Raw genomic sequence first — 15,952 nt, 5'->3', positions numbered from 1 at the left:
GAAAGGGCTGAGAGGGCGCAGGGGGCGGGGGGGGGGCGCGGCGACCGAAGCCGCAAGGAAAGCCTCAACGCAAGCTGTGCGCAAACCGCAACGCCTGGAATCTCAAAGTCGGTATTTCCTGACCTTATCGAACAAGGTCGTCTTGGCAATGCCCAGCGCCTCGCTCGCGCGGCTGAGGTTCCCCTCATGCCTGCGCATGGCGTCGGCAATCATGGCCCGCTCGAACTGCTCCACGGCCTGCGCCAGCGGCAGCGCTGCCGGCTCGGCGGTGCCTTGCCCGGGATTGCACCCCAGTCCCAGCACATGGCGCTCGGCCAGGTTGCGCAGCTCGCGCACATTGCCCGGCCACGGATAGGCCATCAGCGCAGCGAGCTCCGCCGGCGTGGCAGGCTGCGCCTCGCGCTCGAAGCGCAGCGCCGCCTGCGCGACAAAATGCTCGAACAGCGGCGGCACGTCTTCGCGCCGCTCGCGCAGCGGCGGCAGCTCCAGCGTCACCACGTTGAGCCGGTAATACAGGTCGGCGCGGAACTGGCCGGCCGCCGAGAGCGCCTTCAGGTCTGCCTTGGTGGCCGCGACCACGCGGGTGTTGACCGGCACCGGCGTATTGGAGCCAAGCCGCTCCACCACGCGCTCCTGCAGCACCCGCAGGAGCTTGATCTGCATCTGCATCGGCATGCTCTCGATCTCGTCGAGGAATAGCGTGCCGCCCTCGGCGTGCTCGATCTTGCCGATGCGCCGCCGCGCCGCGCCGGTAAACGAGCCAGCCTCATGGCCGAAGATCTCGCTTTCGAACAGCTGCTCGGGCAGGCCGCCGCAATTGATCGGCACGAAGTGCCGCGCGCGGCGCGAGCTTGCTTCGTGCAGGCAGCGGGCGACCAGTTCCTTGCCGGTGCCGGTCTCGCCGTGGATGAGCACGTTGGCGGCGGTGTCGGCCAGGTCGGCGATCAGCTTGCGCAGCCGTTCGATGGATGGCGAATGGCCGATCAGGCGCGCCTGCAAGGTGTCGCGCCCGGCCAGCTTCCTGCGCAGCTCGGCCACTTCCAGCACCAGCCGGCGCTTTTCCAGCGCGCGCTGCGTGACCTCGACCAGGCGCTCGGGCGAGAACGGTTTTTCCAGGAAGTGGTAGGCGCCGGCCTTCATGGCCTGCACGGCCAGGCTGACGTCGCCGTGGCCCGTGACCATCACCACCGGCAGCGCATCGTCGCGCGAGCGCAGCTCATGCAGCAGCGCCATGCCGTCGATGCCGGGCAGGCGGATGTCGCTCACCACCACGCCGGGGAAATGGCTGCCGACCTCGCGCAGGGCGGCTTCGGCGCTCGCCACGGCACGCGTGGCAATGCCTTCGAGCCGCAGTGCTTGCTCGCAACCCAGGCGCACGTCGGGGTCGTCTTCGACGATCAGCACGGTCAGCGGCGCGGGGTCGATCGCGTCGGGGGAATCGGCGTGGTTCGGGTCAATTGCCATGGCGGCTCTCCGGGTCAAGCCTGGCCAGCGGCAGCACCAGCGTGAAGCACGCGCCGCCGTCGGGGTGATTGCTGGCCTCCAGGCTGCCGCCGACCTCGTCCAGGATGCCGGCCGACAGCGTCAGGCCCAGGCCCAGTCCCTGTCCTGCCGGCTTGGTGGTGAAGAACGGCTCGAACAGCCGCGCGAAGGCTTCCTCGGACAGCCCGGGGCCGTTGTCGCGGATGGTCAGGCGCAGCTTGCTGCCCGCCAGGTGGCTGCGCAGCTCCAGCCGGGGCTCAGGGTTGCCGGCCAGCGCGTCGAGCGCGTTGCCGATCAGGTTGACCAGCACCTGTTCCAGCCGGTTGGGATCGCACGTCACCATCAGGTCCGGCTCGATCTCCCGGACCAGCGCCGGGCGTACCGCCTGCAGGCGTGTATCGAGCAGGAACAGGGCGTTGTCCACCGCATCGTCCAGCGGTGCCAGGCGAGCGGCGGTGCCGCCATTGCCAGGCTTGCGCGCGAATGACTTGAGCGCGCCGGTGATGCGCCCCATGCGCTCCACCAAGCCGATGATGGTGCCGAGGTTGGCCTGTGCGGTGGCGTTGTCGCCGCGCTCGAGGAATTTCTGGGTATTGCCCGAGAGCGTGCGCAGGGCGGCAAGGGGCTGGTTGAGCTCGTGGGCGATGCCGGTGGACATCTGGCCTACCGCGGCCAGCTTGCCGGCCTGCAGCAGGCCATCCTGGGCCTGGCGCAAGGTTGCCTCGGCGCGGATGCGTTCGGCGACTTCCGCCTGCAGATGCTGGTTGGCGGCGGACAGGTCCGCGGTGCGCTCCGCCACCTTGCGCTCCAGTTCGCCGTTGGCGGCCTCCAGCGCGGCGCGCGCGGCCATGCGCTCGCTGGCGATGCGCCGGCGCACGTTCCAGGCCGCCGCCAGCAGCAACAGGAAGGCGGTGAGCACGCCGGCCAGCGCGGCGGTGCTGAGCGCGGCCACGCGGGCCTGCGAGGTATTGGTGAGCAGCGTCAGGTGCCAGTCGGTGCCAACCAGTTCGGCGTTCTGCGCCAGCATGGGCGGGCCGCTGCGCAGGCGGACCAGGGCGTCGCTGTCGGACAGCTTGCGTACCGGCGTGAGCTCCAGCTGCGGGAGCGCGGCGCGGTTGTATTGCAGGTTGCGTTGCAGCCGCTCGCGCAGCTCGGGGGCCAGCGGCTTGAGCGCGCCCAGTTTCAGGGACGGGTCGGAGGCCAGGATCACCACGCCGTTCTCGTCCGTCAGCAGCATCTGGGTATCGGCGCCCTGCCAGCGGTTCTCCAGGGGTTCCAGCCCCACCTTGACGACCGCTACGCCGCTTGGCTTGTGGCGATCGCCTAGCGGCGCCGAGAGGTAGTAGCCGGGCTCGCTGCGGGTGGTGCCCACGCCATAGAAGCGGCCCAGCTGACCGTCCGCGGCGTCGCTGAAGTAGGGGCGAAAGCTCAGGTCTTCGCCCAGGTAGCTGTCGGGGCGCTGCCAATTGCTGGTGGCGAGCACGTGGCCGCGGGCATCGAGTACGAACACCACGCGGGTGCCGGCGCGGGCATTGACCGCGGCCAGGTACTGGTTGGCGGCCTCGACGCGTGCCGGGTCGTTCGGGTGAGCCAGCAGGGTAGCGATCTTGTCGTCCAGCGAGAGCAGGCTGGGCACGTAGTCATAGCGCGCCAGCTCGCTCGACAGGGCCTGCCCGTACAGGCGCAGCTGCACCTGGCCGCGCTCGCCCTGGCGCGCCAGCGCGTTGTCGTAGCTGTACCGGTAGCCCATGGCGCCAGCCAGCCCGATCAGCGTCGCCAGCGCCAGCATGGCCATGAGGGGCACCCATGGGCGCAGGCGTGCGGCACGAGCGGAGGTGTCGTGCGGGGCGCTTTGCGGGGTAGCGTGTGAAGGGAGCGGGCCGGTCATGGGAGCGGGCGGAATGCGCAGGAAGCGAAGGCGAAGGAACTCGGTCGCGGGCAGCGAGCCCGACTGGTTAAGACTGCAGGCGCCAGCAAAAGTGCATCGTGCAAAGGGGTAAGAGTAGGGGGTGGGAGCGCCAATGTGCACATTGTGCGATGGCGCCACCCGCGGCGACCCCGTCTTTTACCACATCGCGGTTTTCCGGCCCCCGGAAACAAAAAAGGCCCGGCCACCTGATCGGTGGCCGGGCCTTGGCGCGCTGGCAGTGTTACTTGCCGGCCAGGACCTGAACGGGTGTCAGGCCGCGGTTGCCGTCGGCAGCGGGGTCATCCGCTTCTTCGGGCACCGGCGCGCCGATGGCGCCTTCGCTTTTGGCGACGACGGTTGTGGCAATGGCGTTGCCAAGCACATTGGTCACGGTACGGCCCATGTCGAGCACGTGGTCGATGCCCAGCACCAGCAGGATGCCCGCCTCGGGCAGGCCAAACATCGGCAGCACCGCGGCCACCACCACCAGCGAGGCACGCGGTACGCCGGCGATGCCCTTGCTGGTGACCAGCAGCACCAGCAGCATGGTGACCTGCTGCGAGAGCGACAGGTGGATGCCGTACACCTGTGCCACGAACAGCGCGGCGAAGGACGTGTACATGATCGAGCCGTCCAGGTTGAACGAGTAGCCCAGCGGCAGCACGAAGCCGGTGATGCGCTCCTTGACGCCAAAGCGGCCGAGCTGCTCGATCACCTTGGGGTAAGCCGATTCGCTGCTGGCGGTGGCGAAACCGATCATCAGCGGTGCGCGCACCATCTTGAGCAGGCGGAACACGTCGCGGCCGAGGAAGAAGTAGCCACCGCCGATCAGCGCCACCCACAGTAGCGCCAGCGACAGGTAGACCGCGCCCAGCAGCTTGGCATACACGACCAGCACGCCCAGGCCCTCGGCGGTGATCACCGCTGCGACCGCACCGAACACGCCGACCGGCGCGAAGGCCATCACATAGTTGGTGATCTTCAGCATCACATGCGACAGGCCTTCGATGCCGGCCAGCACGGGTTTGCCGATGCCGTCCTTGAGCGTGCCCAGCGCAAAGCCGAAGAACAGCGAGAACACCACGATCTGCAGGATCTCATTGGTGGCCATGGCTTCGACGAAGCTCTTGGGGAACATGTGCGCGATGAAATCGCGCAGGTTCAGCGCCCCGGTCTTCAGGTTGGAGGCCGCGTCCGCCGCCGGCAGCGCCAGGTTCATGCCTTCGCCCGGGCGCAGCAGGTTGGCCATCAGCAGGCCCAGCAGCAGCGAGGTGATGGACGCGGCGATGAACCATGCCATCGCCTTCATGCCGATGCGGCCAACGGCCTTGCCGTCGCCCATGCTGGCGATGCCGCTGACCAGGGTGGCGAACACCAGCGGCCCGATGATCATCTTGATCATGCGCAGGAACACGTCGGTCAGGATGGACAGGTGGTCGGCGATGGACTTGGCGGCGGCGGGGTCCGGCGCATAGTGGTGCGCGGCCGTGCCGGCCAGCACGCCAAGCAGCATCGCAATGAAAATCAGGGTGGGCAGTCGGTTCAGTTTCATCAGAAGTCGGGCCGATGCGCCCGGCCAATGGCCGGACGGCTGTTTTGCGGGGGGCTGGCAGCCTTCTGGCATGGCGTTGCCGTCGTGGGGACAGCGCCATGCGGCCTCAGCCGGGAAGATCAGTGCCTGTTCAATCCGGAATCATTCCGGATCAATGCGTTGATCCATGCCGAACGGGCACGGGCAGCGTGTGCCCGGCGCCCACCGGTGTGGTGGGCAAGGTCGGCAAGGCGGGGTCGATCATTGTTTCCTCCATTGTTTTGGGTCCGGGCCGGCACGGGGGGAGCCAACCGTCGACCTGTATGGCCGCTTGGGGCCGGCGCATACATTGCACGAGGCGTGCCAGGCCAAAGGCCGTGCCGAAGGCGCCTAAGCTGCTGAAAAACAAGGAGAAATTAATGTGCGCTCGGCGCACGGTTCGGATTTCCGTGCGGATAGGGCAGCAGGGCGTTCGGTTTTCCGAACGGGCGACGGGGCTGAAAGCGGAACTGGCGCCCGTGCGGGCGCCAGCGTGTGATCCAAGGGGCATGGCGCGGCCGGCGCACGCCGCCGCCAGCCACGCACGCCAGGTGACTCAGGCGTTGTCCACGGGTTGGGTCGGGCAACTCTCCAGGAACAATTCCAGCGGCATCGGCCGCCCGATCACATAGCCCTGGGCATAGTCCACGCCAAGCGAGCGCAAGGCCTGCAGCGTTTCCTCGTCCTCCACGGATTCGGCCACGGTCAGCATGCCCAGGCGATGGCCGATATCGTTGATCGAGCTGACGATCTCGCGGTCCACCGCGCTGCCGGCCAGGTGGCGGATAAAGCTCCCGTCGATCTTGAGATAGTCCACCGGAAACTGCTTGAGATAGGAGAACGACGACAAGCCCGCCCCGAAATCGTCGAGCGCCACGGTGCAGCCAGCGCTGCGCATTTCGGTCACCAGGCGATTGGCCGCCGCCATGTTGTTGATCAGCGCGGTCTCGGTGATCTCCAGCTGGATGCGGCTGGCGGGCAGCACGGACCCGTACAGCTCGGCGTGCAGGAACGGCAGCAGGAACGGCTCGCCCAGCGAATTGGCCGACAGGTTGATGGCGACCGTGAGCCTGGGCACCGCAGCCAGGCGCTCGCCGAATTCGTGCAGCACGTGGTGGATCACCCAGCGGTCCACGTGGCCCATCAGGTCATAGCGCTCGGCGGCGGGGATGAACGCGCCCGGCATCACCAGCTTGCCTTGCTCGTCGACCATGCGCACCAGGATCTCGATATGGCGGTCGGCCTGGTTGTGCTCCTGCAGCGCGCGGATCTCCTGGGCGAACAGGCGGAAGCGGTTCGCATCCAGCGCCGAGTGGATGCCGGCGGCAACCTGCAGCTCCTGGTGGTGGCGCTGCGCATCGCTTTCGTCGCGCCGGTACACCGAGACGCGGCTGCGCCCGGCCGCCTTGGCGGCGTAGCAGGCTACGTCGGCGCGGCTCATCAGCTCGCCCATCGGCGGTGTTTCGTGGTCGATGGCGGTAATGCCGATGCTCGCGCCCACATCGTAGACCCGCCCTTCCCACGGGAAACGCTGGCCGCGGATGGCATCGATGATCTTCTGGCACACGCGCTCGGCCTGGTCCACCGTGCAGTCCATGAGCAGCAGCGCGAACTCGTCGCCGCCCAGGCGGGCGAGCAGGTCGTCCGGGCGCACGTGGTAGCGGATCACGTGGCCGAGCTCGCGCAGCAGTACGTCGCCCGCGGCATGCCCGGCCGTGTCGTTGACGATCTTGAAGCGGTCCAGGTCGATAAAGCACAGCGCGTGATGCTGTTGCTGCATGCGCGCAGCCTCGCAGGCCTCGCGCAGCCGCTTCTCGAACCAGATGCGGTTGGGCAGGCCGGTGAGCGCATCGTGCGAGGCCGAATGGGCCAGCTCGCGCTGCAGCGCGCGGGCGCCGGTGATGTCCTGGAACACCAGCACCGCGCCGATGACCTCCCCGGTAGCCGTGCGCACCGGGGCGGCGGAGTCCTGCACGTCATGGCGGTCGCCGGTCAGGCTTTGCAGCACTGCGCCGTCCTGCAGGTAGACCGGGCGCAAGGTCAGCAGGCACTGTTCCACCGGGCTGGGGATCGGCGCGTTGGTATGCTCGTCGACGATGCGGAAGATGGATTCGAGCGGCTGGCCGGCGGCCGCCTGCATGGTCCAGCCGGTGAGCTGCTCGGCGATCGGGTTCATGAAGGTGACGCCCATGGTGGCGTCGGTGCAGATCACCGCATCGCCGATGGAGCGCAGCGTGATATGCAGGCGTTCCTTCTCCTCGAACAGCGCCTCGGTGAGGCGGCGCTGTTCGGTGATGTCCCAGTTGGTGCCGATCATGGACACCGCGGTGTCATCGTCCTGGCGCAGCACCATTGCCATGGCCCGGATGTGGCGCACCGCGCCGTCGGGGCGCTGGATGCGGTATTCGGTATCGAAGGTGCGCGTGCCGCGCACCGCCTCGCGCATCTCGGTGCTTGCCTGCTCGACATCCTCGGGATGCACCATGGCCGTCCAGCGCTTGATGTCCGGCGCGCCCAGGGCAGGATCGACGCCGTGCAGCGCATGCATGCGCGCGTCCCACTCGATCGCGCCGCTGGCAATGTCCCATTCCCAGATGCCTACGCCGCCGGCTTCCACCGCCAGCTGGGTCCGGCGCGACAGCGCCTCGAGCTTTTCCAGCGCGGCCTTGCGCTCGTCGATGTCTTCCACCTGCGAGATGAAATGCAGCGGCTTGCCCGTGTTCTCGTCGTGCACCAGGGAGACGGCCAGCAAGGTCCAGCGATAGTGGCCGTCCTTGTGGCGGAAGCGCTTTTCTATCCGGTACGACTCGATCTCGCCGGCCAGCAGGCGCTCGACCTGGTGCAGGTCGGGGGCGAGATCGTCCGGGTGGGTGATGGTCGGGAAAGGCAGCTCCGCCAGTTCGGCGGCATCATAGCCAAACAGGTCACAGATGGCGCGGTTGACCTGCAGCCAGCGGCCGTCCAGCCCTACCAGCGCCATGCCGATGGCCGAATGCTCCATGGCCTGGCGAAAGCGCCGCTCGCTGCCGCGCAGCTCGCTGCGGTCACGCCGGTTCTGCTCCAGCAGGAAGGCAATGCAGATCGGGAACACCATGATCAGCGCGGTCGACAGCTGCACCGACTGCAGCAGGAACGGCTCGTTCGCGCCCAGGCCGAGCGACGCGGTGACCAGCCCCAGCGCCACCGTGCCGCAGATGGCCAGCAACGTCAGCAGGGCAGTGGCAAAGGGATTGGTCAGCAGCGCCGCCAGCACCAGCGGCAGCGCCATCACCACGAACGGCTCGTTGCTCTTATATAGCGCCACGCCGCCCACCGCCAGGCTCAGCAGGAGCAGGCCGGCAAAACGGGGCAGCTGCGCGCGGCGGAAGGTATCCGCGAAACGCTCGCGCGTGATCGATACCATCAGCGGCAGCAACATGACGATGCCCATCGAGTCCGCTGTCCACCAGGTCCACCAGACCGCGCCAAAACCGCTGTGGTAGGCGGTGCTGATGGTGGCGGCGCCGATGGTGGCGCCCACCGCTGGTCCCAGCGTGCTGGCCGCGCCCAGCGTCAGCGCGAAGCGCGCCAGCGGTCCCGGGCGGGATAGCGTCGCGCCGCCGGTCATGGCGCGCACCAGCCACGCCGAGAAGGCAATCTCGGCGACGTTGCCCAGCGCCAGCGCCAACGCAATGGCGGGGCTATCGCCCATGGCCGCATTGGCCGCCGCGCCCGCCACCAGCATCCCGGCCAGCTGCCACGGCGCGTCGCCGCGGCGCTGGTGCAGCAATATGCCGAGGCCGAAAGCGTTGGCCAGCCAGAGCATGGCCACGTTTCCGGGGTAGCGCGACACGGCCAGCCCGGCCAGGGCCAGCAGGAAGAAGGCGATGGCGGATAGCGACACACGCTGCCAGCGCGGGTAGGTGGTGGGCAAGGGGCGGACATCCAAATCTGGCGTCATGTGGCGTCAGCCTGAAGCTGCGTTCTCGAAATTGAGGCGATGGGCGGGCGTCGGGCAGGTTGCACGCACGGCCCAGCTTAATGGATCAATATAGCGGCGATACGCCGGAATCACGAGGCGATAAACCCCGCTGTGTTCCCGCTGTTCGGACTAGCGCCGGACGCCGTTTTGCGGTAGGAGAGTGGCCGGCGGCGAGCCGCAACCGGCCCCGGCGGCCGGTCTGCTGCCAAGGCGGACAGGCGCGCTGCCGGTCCAGTCATACAGGCGTTTCAGGCATTGCCCTGCCGAGGAGGGGTATTGGCGCGGATATCGGACCGGCGCGAAACGCGTCCACCTCGCCAGCCATGGCGGCCCTTGGGCGCGCGGTGACGACGCGACGGCAATTACCCCGCGCGTCATCGCGCGTAGCGCTGCGCGCACCGATGATATGGACAGCTTGCTCACGCACACCAAGGAGAAGACCATGTCCGAATCGGATCGCATCGCCGCACCTGCCAAGCTCGCCGCCAACTTCACTGCCTCCGATCTTGCCGCCCTGGCGGATCGCTATCTTGCGGCCTGGAACGAAACCGACGCAGCTCGCCGGCGCGCGCTGATCGTCGGCGCCTGGACCGAGTCCGCCAGCTATGTCGACCCGCTCATGCGCGGTGACGGCCACGCCGGGATCGACGCCATGATCGCCGCCGTCCAGGCGCGCTTTCCGGGTTTTCACTTTACGCGCGTGACGCCGGTCGACGCACACGGCGGCAACCTGCGCTTTACCTGGGAACTGGCGCCTGCGGGTGCGGCAGCCGTGGTGGCCGGCACCGACTTCGCGACCGTGGCGGCGGACGGCCGGCTGCAATGCATGACGGGCTTTATCGACCGCGCGCCGCAAGGCATGGCCTGAGGCCGCCCGGGTGCGGTGCACGGTACCGCACGCGACTGCCCTTTTTGCACTATGCTCACAAGGTTGTACGGCGTGCGCACCGCGGCTGGGGCGCACGCTGCTGACCGGCCGCCGCCGGCGCGGCGCGGCGGATCGAACCGCTGCACCATGCCGGGGGCGGACCAGGGCAAACAGACCCAAGGAGCTCCCCCCATGACCACGCTAGATATCAACGGCAAGCCGTTGCAGGTAGACGTTGATCCTTCCACGCCCCTGCTGTGGGCGTTACGCGACAGCCTTGGCATGACCGGCACCAAGTTCGGCTGTGGCATGGCCGCATGTGGCGCGTGCACCGTGCATGTGAACGGCCAAGCCACGCGCAGTTGCGTGACGCCAGTCTCGGCGGCACAAGGCGCGCGCATCACCACCATCGAAGGCGTCACCGGCGACAAGGTTGGCCGCGCGGTGCTCGACGCCTGGATCAAGCACGATGTGGCGCAGTGCGGCTACTGCCAGAACGGCCAGGTGATGAGCGCCGTCGGGCTGTTGCGCAGCAAGAAGCACCCAAGCGATGCCGATATCGACCAGGCCATGGCCGGTAACCTGTGCCGCTGCGGCACCTACCAGCGCATCCGCGCGGCCATCAAGGACGCGGCGCGCGCGCTGGCTTAAGGGGACGACACCATGCGAATCAGATACCTCGAAGCGCTGGCCGGCGGCAATCGCAGGCACGCGGACGCCGGCGGCGTCGCCGCGCTGGACCGCCGCAGTTTTCTCAAGCTGACCGGCTTTGCCGGCGGCGGCCTGGCGCTCGGCATCTTGCCAGCCCAGGCCGCGCTGGCGCAGGAAGGCGCGGCGCCCAAGGCCCCGCCTTCACCGCCGCAGGCGTTCCTGCTGATCACGCCGGACAACACCGTCACGGTGGCGGTCAACCGGCTCGAATTCGGCCAGGGCGTGCATACGGCGCTGCCCATGGCGCTGGCGGAAGAGCTCGACGTGGACTGGCGCAACGTGCGCGCCACGCTGGCGCCCGCCGGCGATGCGTACAAGGATCCCGCCTTCGGCATGCAGATCACCGGCGGCTCCACCGCGCTCAACCATTCCTTCCAGCAATACCGCGAGCTGGGCGCGCGCGCCCGCGCCATGCTGGTTTCCGCCGCGGCTACCCAGTGGCAGGTCGATCCGGCGAGCTGCCAGGTGGCGCTGGGCGTGGTCACCTCCGGCAGCCATCGCGCCACCTTTGGCGACCTGGCGCAGGCCGCCATGGCGCTGCCGGTGCCGCAGCAGGTAACGCTCAAGAACCCGGCGCAATTCAAGCTCATCGGCAAGCCCACGCGCCGGCTGGACGCGCGCGGCAAGCTGGAGGGGACCACCGCCTTCGGTATTGACGTGCATCTCAAGAACATGGTGGTGGCCGTGGTGGCACGCCCGCCGCGCTTTGGCGGCAAGGTGAAATCCTTCAACGCCGACAAGGCGCGCGCGATCAAGGGCGTGGCCGACGTGATGCTGGTGCCGGTGGATCGCGGCGGCACCGGCGTGGCGGTGGTGGCCAATGGCTACTGGCCGGCCAAGCAGGCGCGCGACGCGCTGGAGATCGTGTGGGAAGACAGCGGCTCCAGCGTTTCCACCAAGGACCTGTTCGCGCAGTACAGGACGCTGGCCGCGCAACCCGGCACTGTGGCGCTGCAGGCTGACCTGGGCGCCATGTCCGGCGCCGCGCGCACCATCTCGGCGGATTACGAGTTTCCCTATCTTGCGCATGCGCCGATGGAGCCGCTGAACTGCACCTTGCAGGCCGAGGTGTCGGGCAAGGCGGTGCAGAGCGTGAAGGTATGGGTGGGCTCGCAGTTCCAGACCGTGGACCAGGCCGCCATCGGGCGTGTGCTCGGGCTGCCACCGGCCAAGGTCACGCTCAACACCATGATGGCGGGCGGCGGGTTCGGCCGGCGTGCCGTGCCCACCTCCGACTACCTGGTCGAAGCGGCCAACGTGCTGCTGGCCTGGGTCAAGAACGGGCATGACGAACCGCTCAAGGTGATGTGGAGCCGCGAGGACGATATCCGCGGCGGCTACTACCGGCCGCTGCATGTGCACCGCGCGCGCATCGGCACCGATGCGAAGGGGCAGGTGCTCGGCTGGCAGCATACCGTGGTCGGGCAGTCCATCCTCTCCGGCACGCCGTTCGAGGCGTTCATGGTCAAGGGCGGCGTGGACTCAACCATGGTCGAAGGCCTGGTGGAGAACGACTACGGCTTCCCGCTGCAACTATCGGTGCATCACCCGCAGGTGGCGGTGCCGGTGCTGTGGTGGCGCTCGGTTGGCAACACGCACACCGCCTTCGTCAAGGAAACGCTGGTCGACGAAGTGGCCGCCAATGCCAGGCAGGACCCGGTGGCGTACCGCCTTGCGCGGCTGGACGCGGGCAAGCACGCGCGCCATCGCGCGGCGCTGCAGCTGGCGGTGGACAAGTCCGGCTACGGCAAGCGCAAGCTGCCCAAGGGCCAGGCCTGGGGCGTGGCGGTGCACGAGTCGTTCGGCACGGTGGTGGCCTATGTGGTGGAGGTGTCGCTGGTGAAAAACGAGCCACATGTGCATCGCGTGACGGCCGGGGTGCATGCCAACCGCGTGGTCAATCCCATGTCGGCCGAGGCACAGGTGCAGGGCGCATGCGTGTTCGGGCTGGCGATGACGCGGCCGGGCTTTGCCATCGAGATCGAAAACGGCGTGGTGAAGAACAGCAACTTCCCCGACTATCCGCCGCCGCGCATCACCGATGCGCCGGTGGTGGACGTGTTCTTCGTGCCATCCGAGGATCCGCCCACCGGCCTGGGCGAGCCGGGCGTGCCAGCCATTGCGCCAGCGGTGGCCAACGCGCTGTTCACGCTCACCGGCAAGCGCCAGCGGCAGTTGCCGTTCGTGCTGGCCTGAGCTGGCCTGAGCCCGGGCGCCGGGCTCAGGGCTCAGGGCTCAGGGCGCGCGGTTGTCGCCAGCCGCGCGCCAGGCCTGCGTGAAGCGCAGCAGGTCGTCGGCCGAGGCATCGGTGATGGCCGCGTAGCGCATGCCGTCCGACTCCCAGATCCCCAGCTGGTAGCCTTGGCGCGCCTCGATCTGCGCGGGTGCCTGGCTGTGGCCGGGGTTGAGGGCTGGCTTGCTGTCCGCCGTGCGCGCTGGCAGCACGAACACATCGATGGGGTGCTGGTTGCGGCGGTAGACCAGTACCGCCACCGGCCGCCCGTGCACGTAGTCGAGCCGTCCCCCGACCAGCGGGAAACCTTGCGGCGCGAGTTCCCGTACCGACGGCGCGTAGTCGATCCGGCCATTGAACCAGGGTTTGACGGTGTGGCGGTCCGACGAGGCGACATCGATCGTGTGCCCCGAGATCAGCGCGCGCACATGGCTGCTTACCATCTCGCCTTCCACCGTCGGCCCGGAGCCATCGCTCAGCGCGTACTGGGCCATGCCGATGCCCAGCGTCGCCACCGTCAGCGCGGCCATGGCGGCATTGGCGGCGGGACCCCATTCGAAATAGCGCCGCATCCATTGCCACCATGCGCCACCGTTGCCGGAGGGCGCCGCCGCAGCGCCAGAGCCAGCCGCGGCCTGGGCTGCATCCAGCGCCGTGGTCAGCCGTGCGCGCAGGGCCGGCCCGGCGCGGTGGTAGGGCGCATGCGCGCGCAATACGGTGCGCAGTTCGCGCAGGTGCGCGAGCTGCGCGGTGCAGGTCGTGCATTGCGCCAGGTGCCGTTCAAGGCGCAAGGCGTCGCCCGCGCCGAGCTCACCGTCGGCATTGGCCTGCAGCAGCAGGCGGGCGTCATTGCAGTTCATGGCCTGTCTCCCCGGCAGGTTGCGCCGGCGTGGCGTGGACGGCGGTTGCCGCGGCGGCCCTGCCCGTTGCCGGTGCGGTGGACAGGGTGCCTGCCGCGCCAAGGTCGGCGCCGCCCTGGGTGCCGATGCCGCGCATGCCCTCCGCGCGCAAGTCGAGCACTGCCGCCGCCAGCAGCTTGCGCGCGCGTGCCAGCCGCGACATCACGGTACCCAGCGGGATTTCCGCGATGACGGCGATGTCGCGATAAGGCAGGTCCTCCAGCTCACGCAGCACCAGGACTTCCCGAAAGGCCAGCGGCAGGCGCTCCAGCGCCACATGCAGCAGCCGGACATCCTCGGCGCGCTGCAGCCATTGCTCAGGGCTGTCGCCGTGGCCATCCTGCCAGCCGGGCAGCGGCTCGCCATCGAAATGCCCATCGTCGTAGCCAGCGCTCTCGGCCTGGCCCGGCTGGCGCCGCTTGCGCCACGTGGTGAACCACGTGTTGCGCACGATCGCCAGCAGCCACGCGCGCGGCTGATCGCCCCGGAAGCTGTCAAAAAAGCAGAAAGCCCGCAGGCAGGCTTCCTGCACCACGTCATCCGCCTCCACGGGGCTGCCCGACAGCCAGCGGGCCAGGTTGTAGGCGGCGTCGAGGTGCGGAAGCACCAGATCGTCGAAACGGCGGCGCTGGTCGGCAGCGTTCACGTCACTCCTTTGGCTCGGTGCCCGGGTTGGACGCATCGCGCGCCATCCCCGTTCAATCCGTCTCTGCCGCGTATACCGGGAATGCACTGAGTTTATTCCCGATTCTCACCACCACCACGTAAAAAAATTATCGCCAGCAACGGGAATAAACGCGCCTGCGCGCCGGTATGACAGGCAGGTCCACAGCAACCAGATCAAACCGATCGATCCGATGGAGCTCAATATGCAGCGAGCATGGAAGCGGCGCGATTTTCTCGGGCTTGCCGCGTGCGCCGGCGGCGCGGTGTTTGTGTCGGCATTGCCCGGATGGGCTGCCGGGCGGGACGAAGCGTTCTACTTTGTCCAACTCTCGGACGCGCACTGGGGCTTCCAGGGCCCGCCCAATCCCGACGCGCGCGGGACCTTGCCCAAGGCGGTGGCAGCGGTCAATGCACTGGCCGAGCCGCCGGATTTCCTGATGTTCACCGGCGACCTTACCCACACCACCGATGACCCCGCCGAGCGCCGCAGGCGCATGCGCGAGTTCCAGTCGATCATCGCCGCGCTCAAGGTGCCGGTCGTGCACCTGATGCCGGGCGAACACGACGCCAGCCTGGACCAGGGCGAGGCCTATCGCGAACTGTTCGGGCCCACGCACTATGTGTTCGACCACAAGGGCGTGCACTTCATCGTGCTGGACAACGTCTCCGATCCTGCCGGGCGGGTGGGCGCGGCACAGCTCGACTGGCTCGCCGCGGATCTTGCGCAGCAGCCGCAGTCGGCGCGCATCGTGGTGTTCACGCACCGGCCGCTGTTCGACCTGTATCCGCAGTGGGACTGGGCCACCCGGGACGGCGCACAGGTCATCGAGCGGCTGATGCCGCATCCCAACGTGACGGTGTTTTATGGGCACATCCACCAGGAGCATCACCACATGACCGGGCATATCGCGCACCACGCGGCGCGCTCGCTGATCTACCCGTTGCCGGCGGCGGGGTCGCAGCCGCAGCGCTTGCCGGTGCCGTGGGATCCGGCGCAGCCTTATCGGGGATTGGGCTGGCGGGAAGTGGAGGCGGGCAGGGCGTCGGGGGATGTCGGGATCGAGGAGAAGCCTGTCAATGGTTGAGCAGATCGTGCCACGCCGCTTTGAACGGCTTTGAGCTGCTTTGAACTCGCTATCAGGAGTTGGTCATGTCAGTCATCGGACGGGAAGGAATCAGCCGCAGGCGGGCGCTGTGCTGCCTGCTGGCGCTGGCGGGCGGGACGCCACTGTTGCAAAGCGCTGCCGCTGCGCCGCGGGTGATCAAGGTGCATGCGCGCAAGTTTGTCTTCACGCCAAACCGGATTGCGCTGCGGGTCGGAGAGCCGGTGGTGTTCGAGCTGACCGCGCAGGATGTGATCATGGGGTTTAGCGTGCCGGATCTCGGCATTCGGGAGGATTTGCCGCCCGGCAAGGTCGTGCGGGTTTCGGCCTTGCCCAAGGTGGCTGGCAGTTTTGGGTTCTTGTGCGATATTTTTTGTGGGTCGGGGCACGAGACGATGAACGGGGTGATTGAGGTTAGTTAGTTAGTTAGTTTGTTGCAACTGCAACTGATTAACGTCAAGGTCAAAGGCAACGGCAACTGCAGTTTCACCACCCCTGCGGGGCGGCGACCTACTTTCTTGTCTTGCCAAGAAAGTAGGCAAAGAAGGCG

Annotated in this window: 11 protein-coding genes; 5 read left to right on the top strand and 6 right to left on the bottom strand. The window is 68.1% G+C overall.

What is annotated here, in order from left to right; translation table 11 throughout:
- Positions 1-102: 102 nt before the first annotated feature.
- The 4 genes from AC07XB_RS17435 to AC07XB_RS17420 all read right to left on the bottom strand — a co-directional run bounded on the left by AC07XB_RS17435 (position 103) and on the right by AC07XB_RS17420 (position 8,901).
- Positions 103-1,464: a sigma-54-dependent transcriptional regulator gene (locus AC07XB_RS17435; protein ID WP_253931852.1), complete on the bottom strand. Its 1,362-nt coding sequence runs from the start codon at positions 1,462-1,464 to the stop codon at positions 103-105.
- Complete coding sequence (locus tag AC07XB_RS17430; RefSeq protein WP_492376471.1) at positions 1,454-3,370, bottom strand: sensor histidine kinase; 1,917 nt, start codon at positions 3,368-3,370, stop codon at positions 1,454-1,456. Before AC07XB_RS17430 ends, AC07XB_RS17435 begins: the two co-directional genes overlap by 11 nt.
- A gap of 262 nt (positions 3,371-3,632) precedes the next feature.
- Positions 3,633-4,943, bottom strand: coding sequence for a dicarboxylate/amino acid:cation symporter (locus AC07XB_RS17425; RefSeq protein ID WP_492376470.1), 1,311 nt, complete (start codon positions 4,941-4,943; stop codon positions 3,633-3,635).
- 574 nt (positions 4,944-5,517) lie between these two features.
- Positions 5,518-8,901 (bottom strand): diguanylate cyclase, encoded by a 3,384-nt coding sequence (locus tag AC07XB_RS17420; RefSeq protein WP_492828018.1) that lies wholly within the window; start codon positions 8,899-8,901, stop codon positions 5,518-5,520.
- Between the two features lie 463 nt (positions 8,902-9,364).
- On the opposite strand from AC07XB_RS17420, the gene AC07XB_RS17415 reads away from it, so the two are divergent.
- The 3 genes from AC07XB_RS17415 (at position 9,365) to AC07XB_RS17405 (ending at position 12,697) form a co-directional block, all read left to right on the top strand.
- Positions 9,365-9,790, top strand: coding sequence for a nuclear transport factor 2 family protein (locus AC07XB_RS17415; RefSeq protein ID WP_492828016.1), 426 nt, complete (start codon positions 9,365-9,367; stop codon positions 9,788-9,790).
- 192 nt (positions 9,791-9,982) lie between these two features.
- On the top strand, positions 9,983-10,441 hold the full coding sequence (locus tag AC07XB_RS17410) for a (2Fe-2S)-binding protein (protein WP_150988428.1): 459 nt from the start codon (positions 9,983-9,985) through the stop codon (positions 10,439-10,441).
- Between the two features lie 12 nt (positions 10,442-10,453).
- Complete coding sequence (locus AC07XB_RS17405) at positions 10,454-12,697, top strand: xanthine dehydrogenase family protein molybdopterin-binding subunit (RefSeq protein WP_492828014.1); 2,244 nt, start codon at positions 10,454-10,456, stop codon at positions 12,695-12,697.
- 39 nt (positions 12,698-12,736) lie between these two features.
- On the opposite strand, the gene AC07XB_RS17400 is transcribed toward AC07XB_RS17405, so the two are convergent.
- Complete coding sequence (locus tag AC07XB_RS17400; RefSeq protein WP_492828012.1) at positions 12,737-13,594, bottom strand: anti-sigma factor family protein; 858 nt, start codon at positions 13,592-13,594, stop codon at positions 12,737-12,739.
- Positions 13,581-14,279: an RNA polymerase sigma factor gene (locus AC07XB_RS17395; RefSeq protein WP_492828010.1), complete on the bottom strand. Its 699-nt coding sequence runs from the start codon at positions 14,277-14,279 to the stop codon at positions 13,581-13,583. Before AC07XB_RS17395 ends, AC07XB_RS17400 begins: the two co-directional genes overlap by 14 nt.
- A gap of 223 nt (positions 14,280-14,502) precedes the next feature.
- Between AC07XB_RS17395 and AC07XB_RS17390 the strand changes: the two genes are divergently transcribed.
- Entirely contained in the window at positions 14,503-15,384 is an 882-nt protein-coding gene (locus AC07XB_RS17390; RefSeq protein WP_492828008.1) for a metallophosphoesterase family protein, read from the top strand.
- Positions 15,385-15,449: 65 nt separating this feature from the next.
- The gene (locus AC07XB_RS17385) at positions 15,450-15,824 is read left to right on the top strand and encodes a cupredoxin domain-containing protein (RefSeq protein ID WP_492376463.1); all 375 of its coding nucleotides are present in this window, start codon (positions 15,450-15,452) and stop codon (positions 15,822-15,824) included.
- Positions 15,825-15,952: the final 128 nt, after the last annotated feature.

The sequence above is a fragment of the Cupriavidus sp. GW821-FHT02F09 genome (assembly GCF_059421605.1).
The sequence above is the reverse complement of the archived record's forward strand: the minus strand, read 5'-3'. Positions and strand labels throughout refer to the sequence as shown.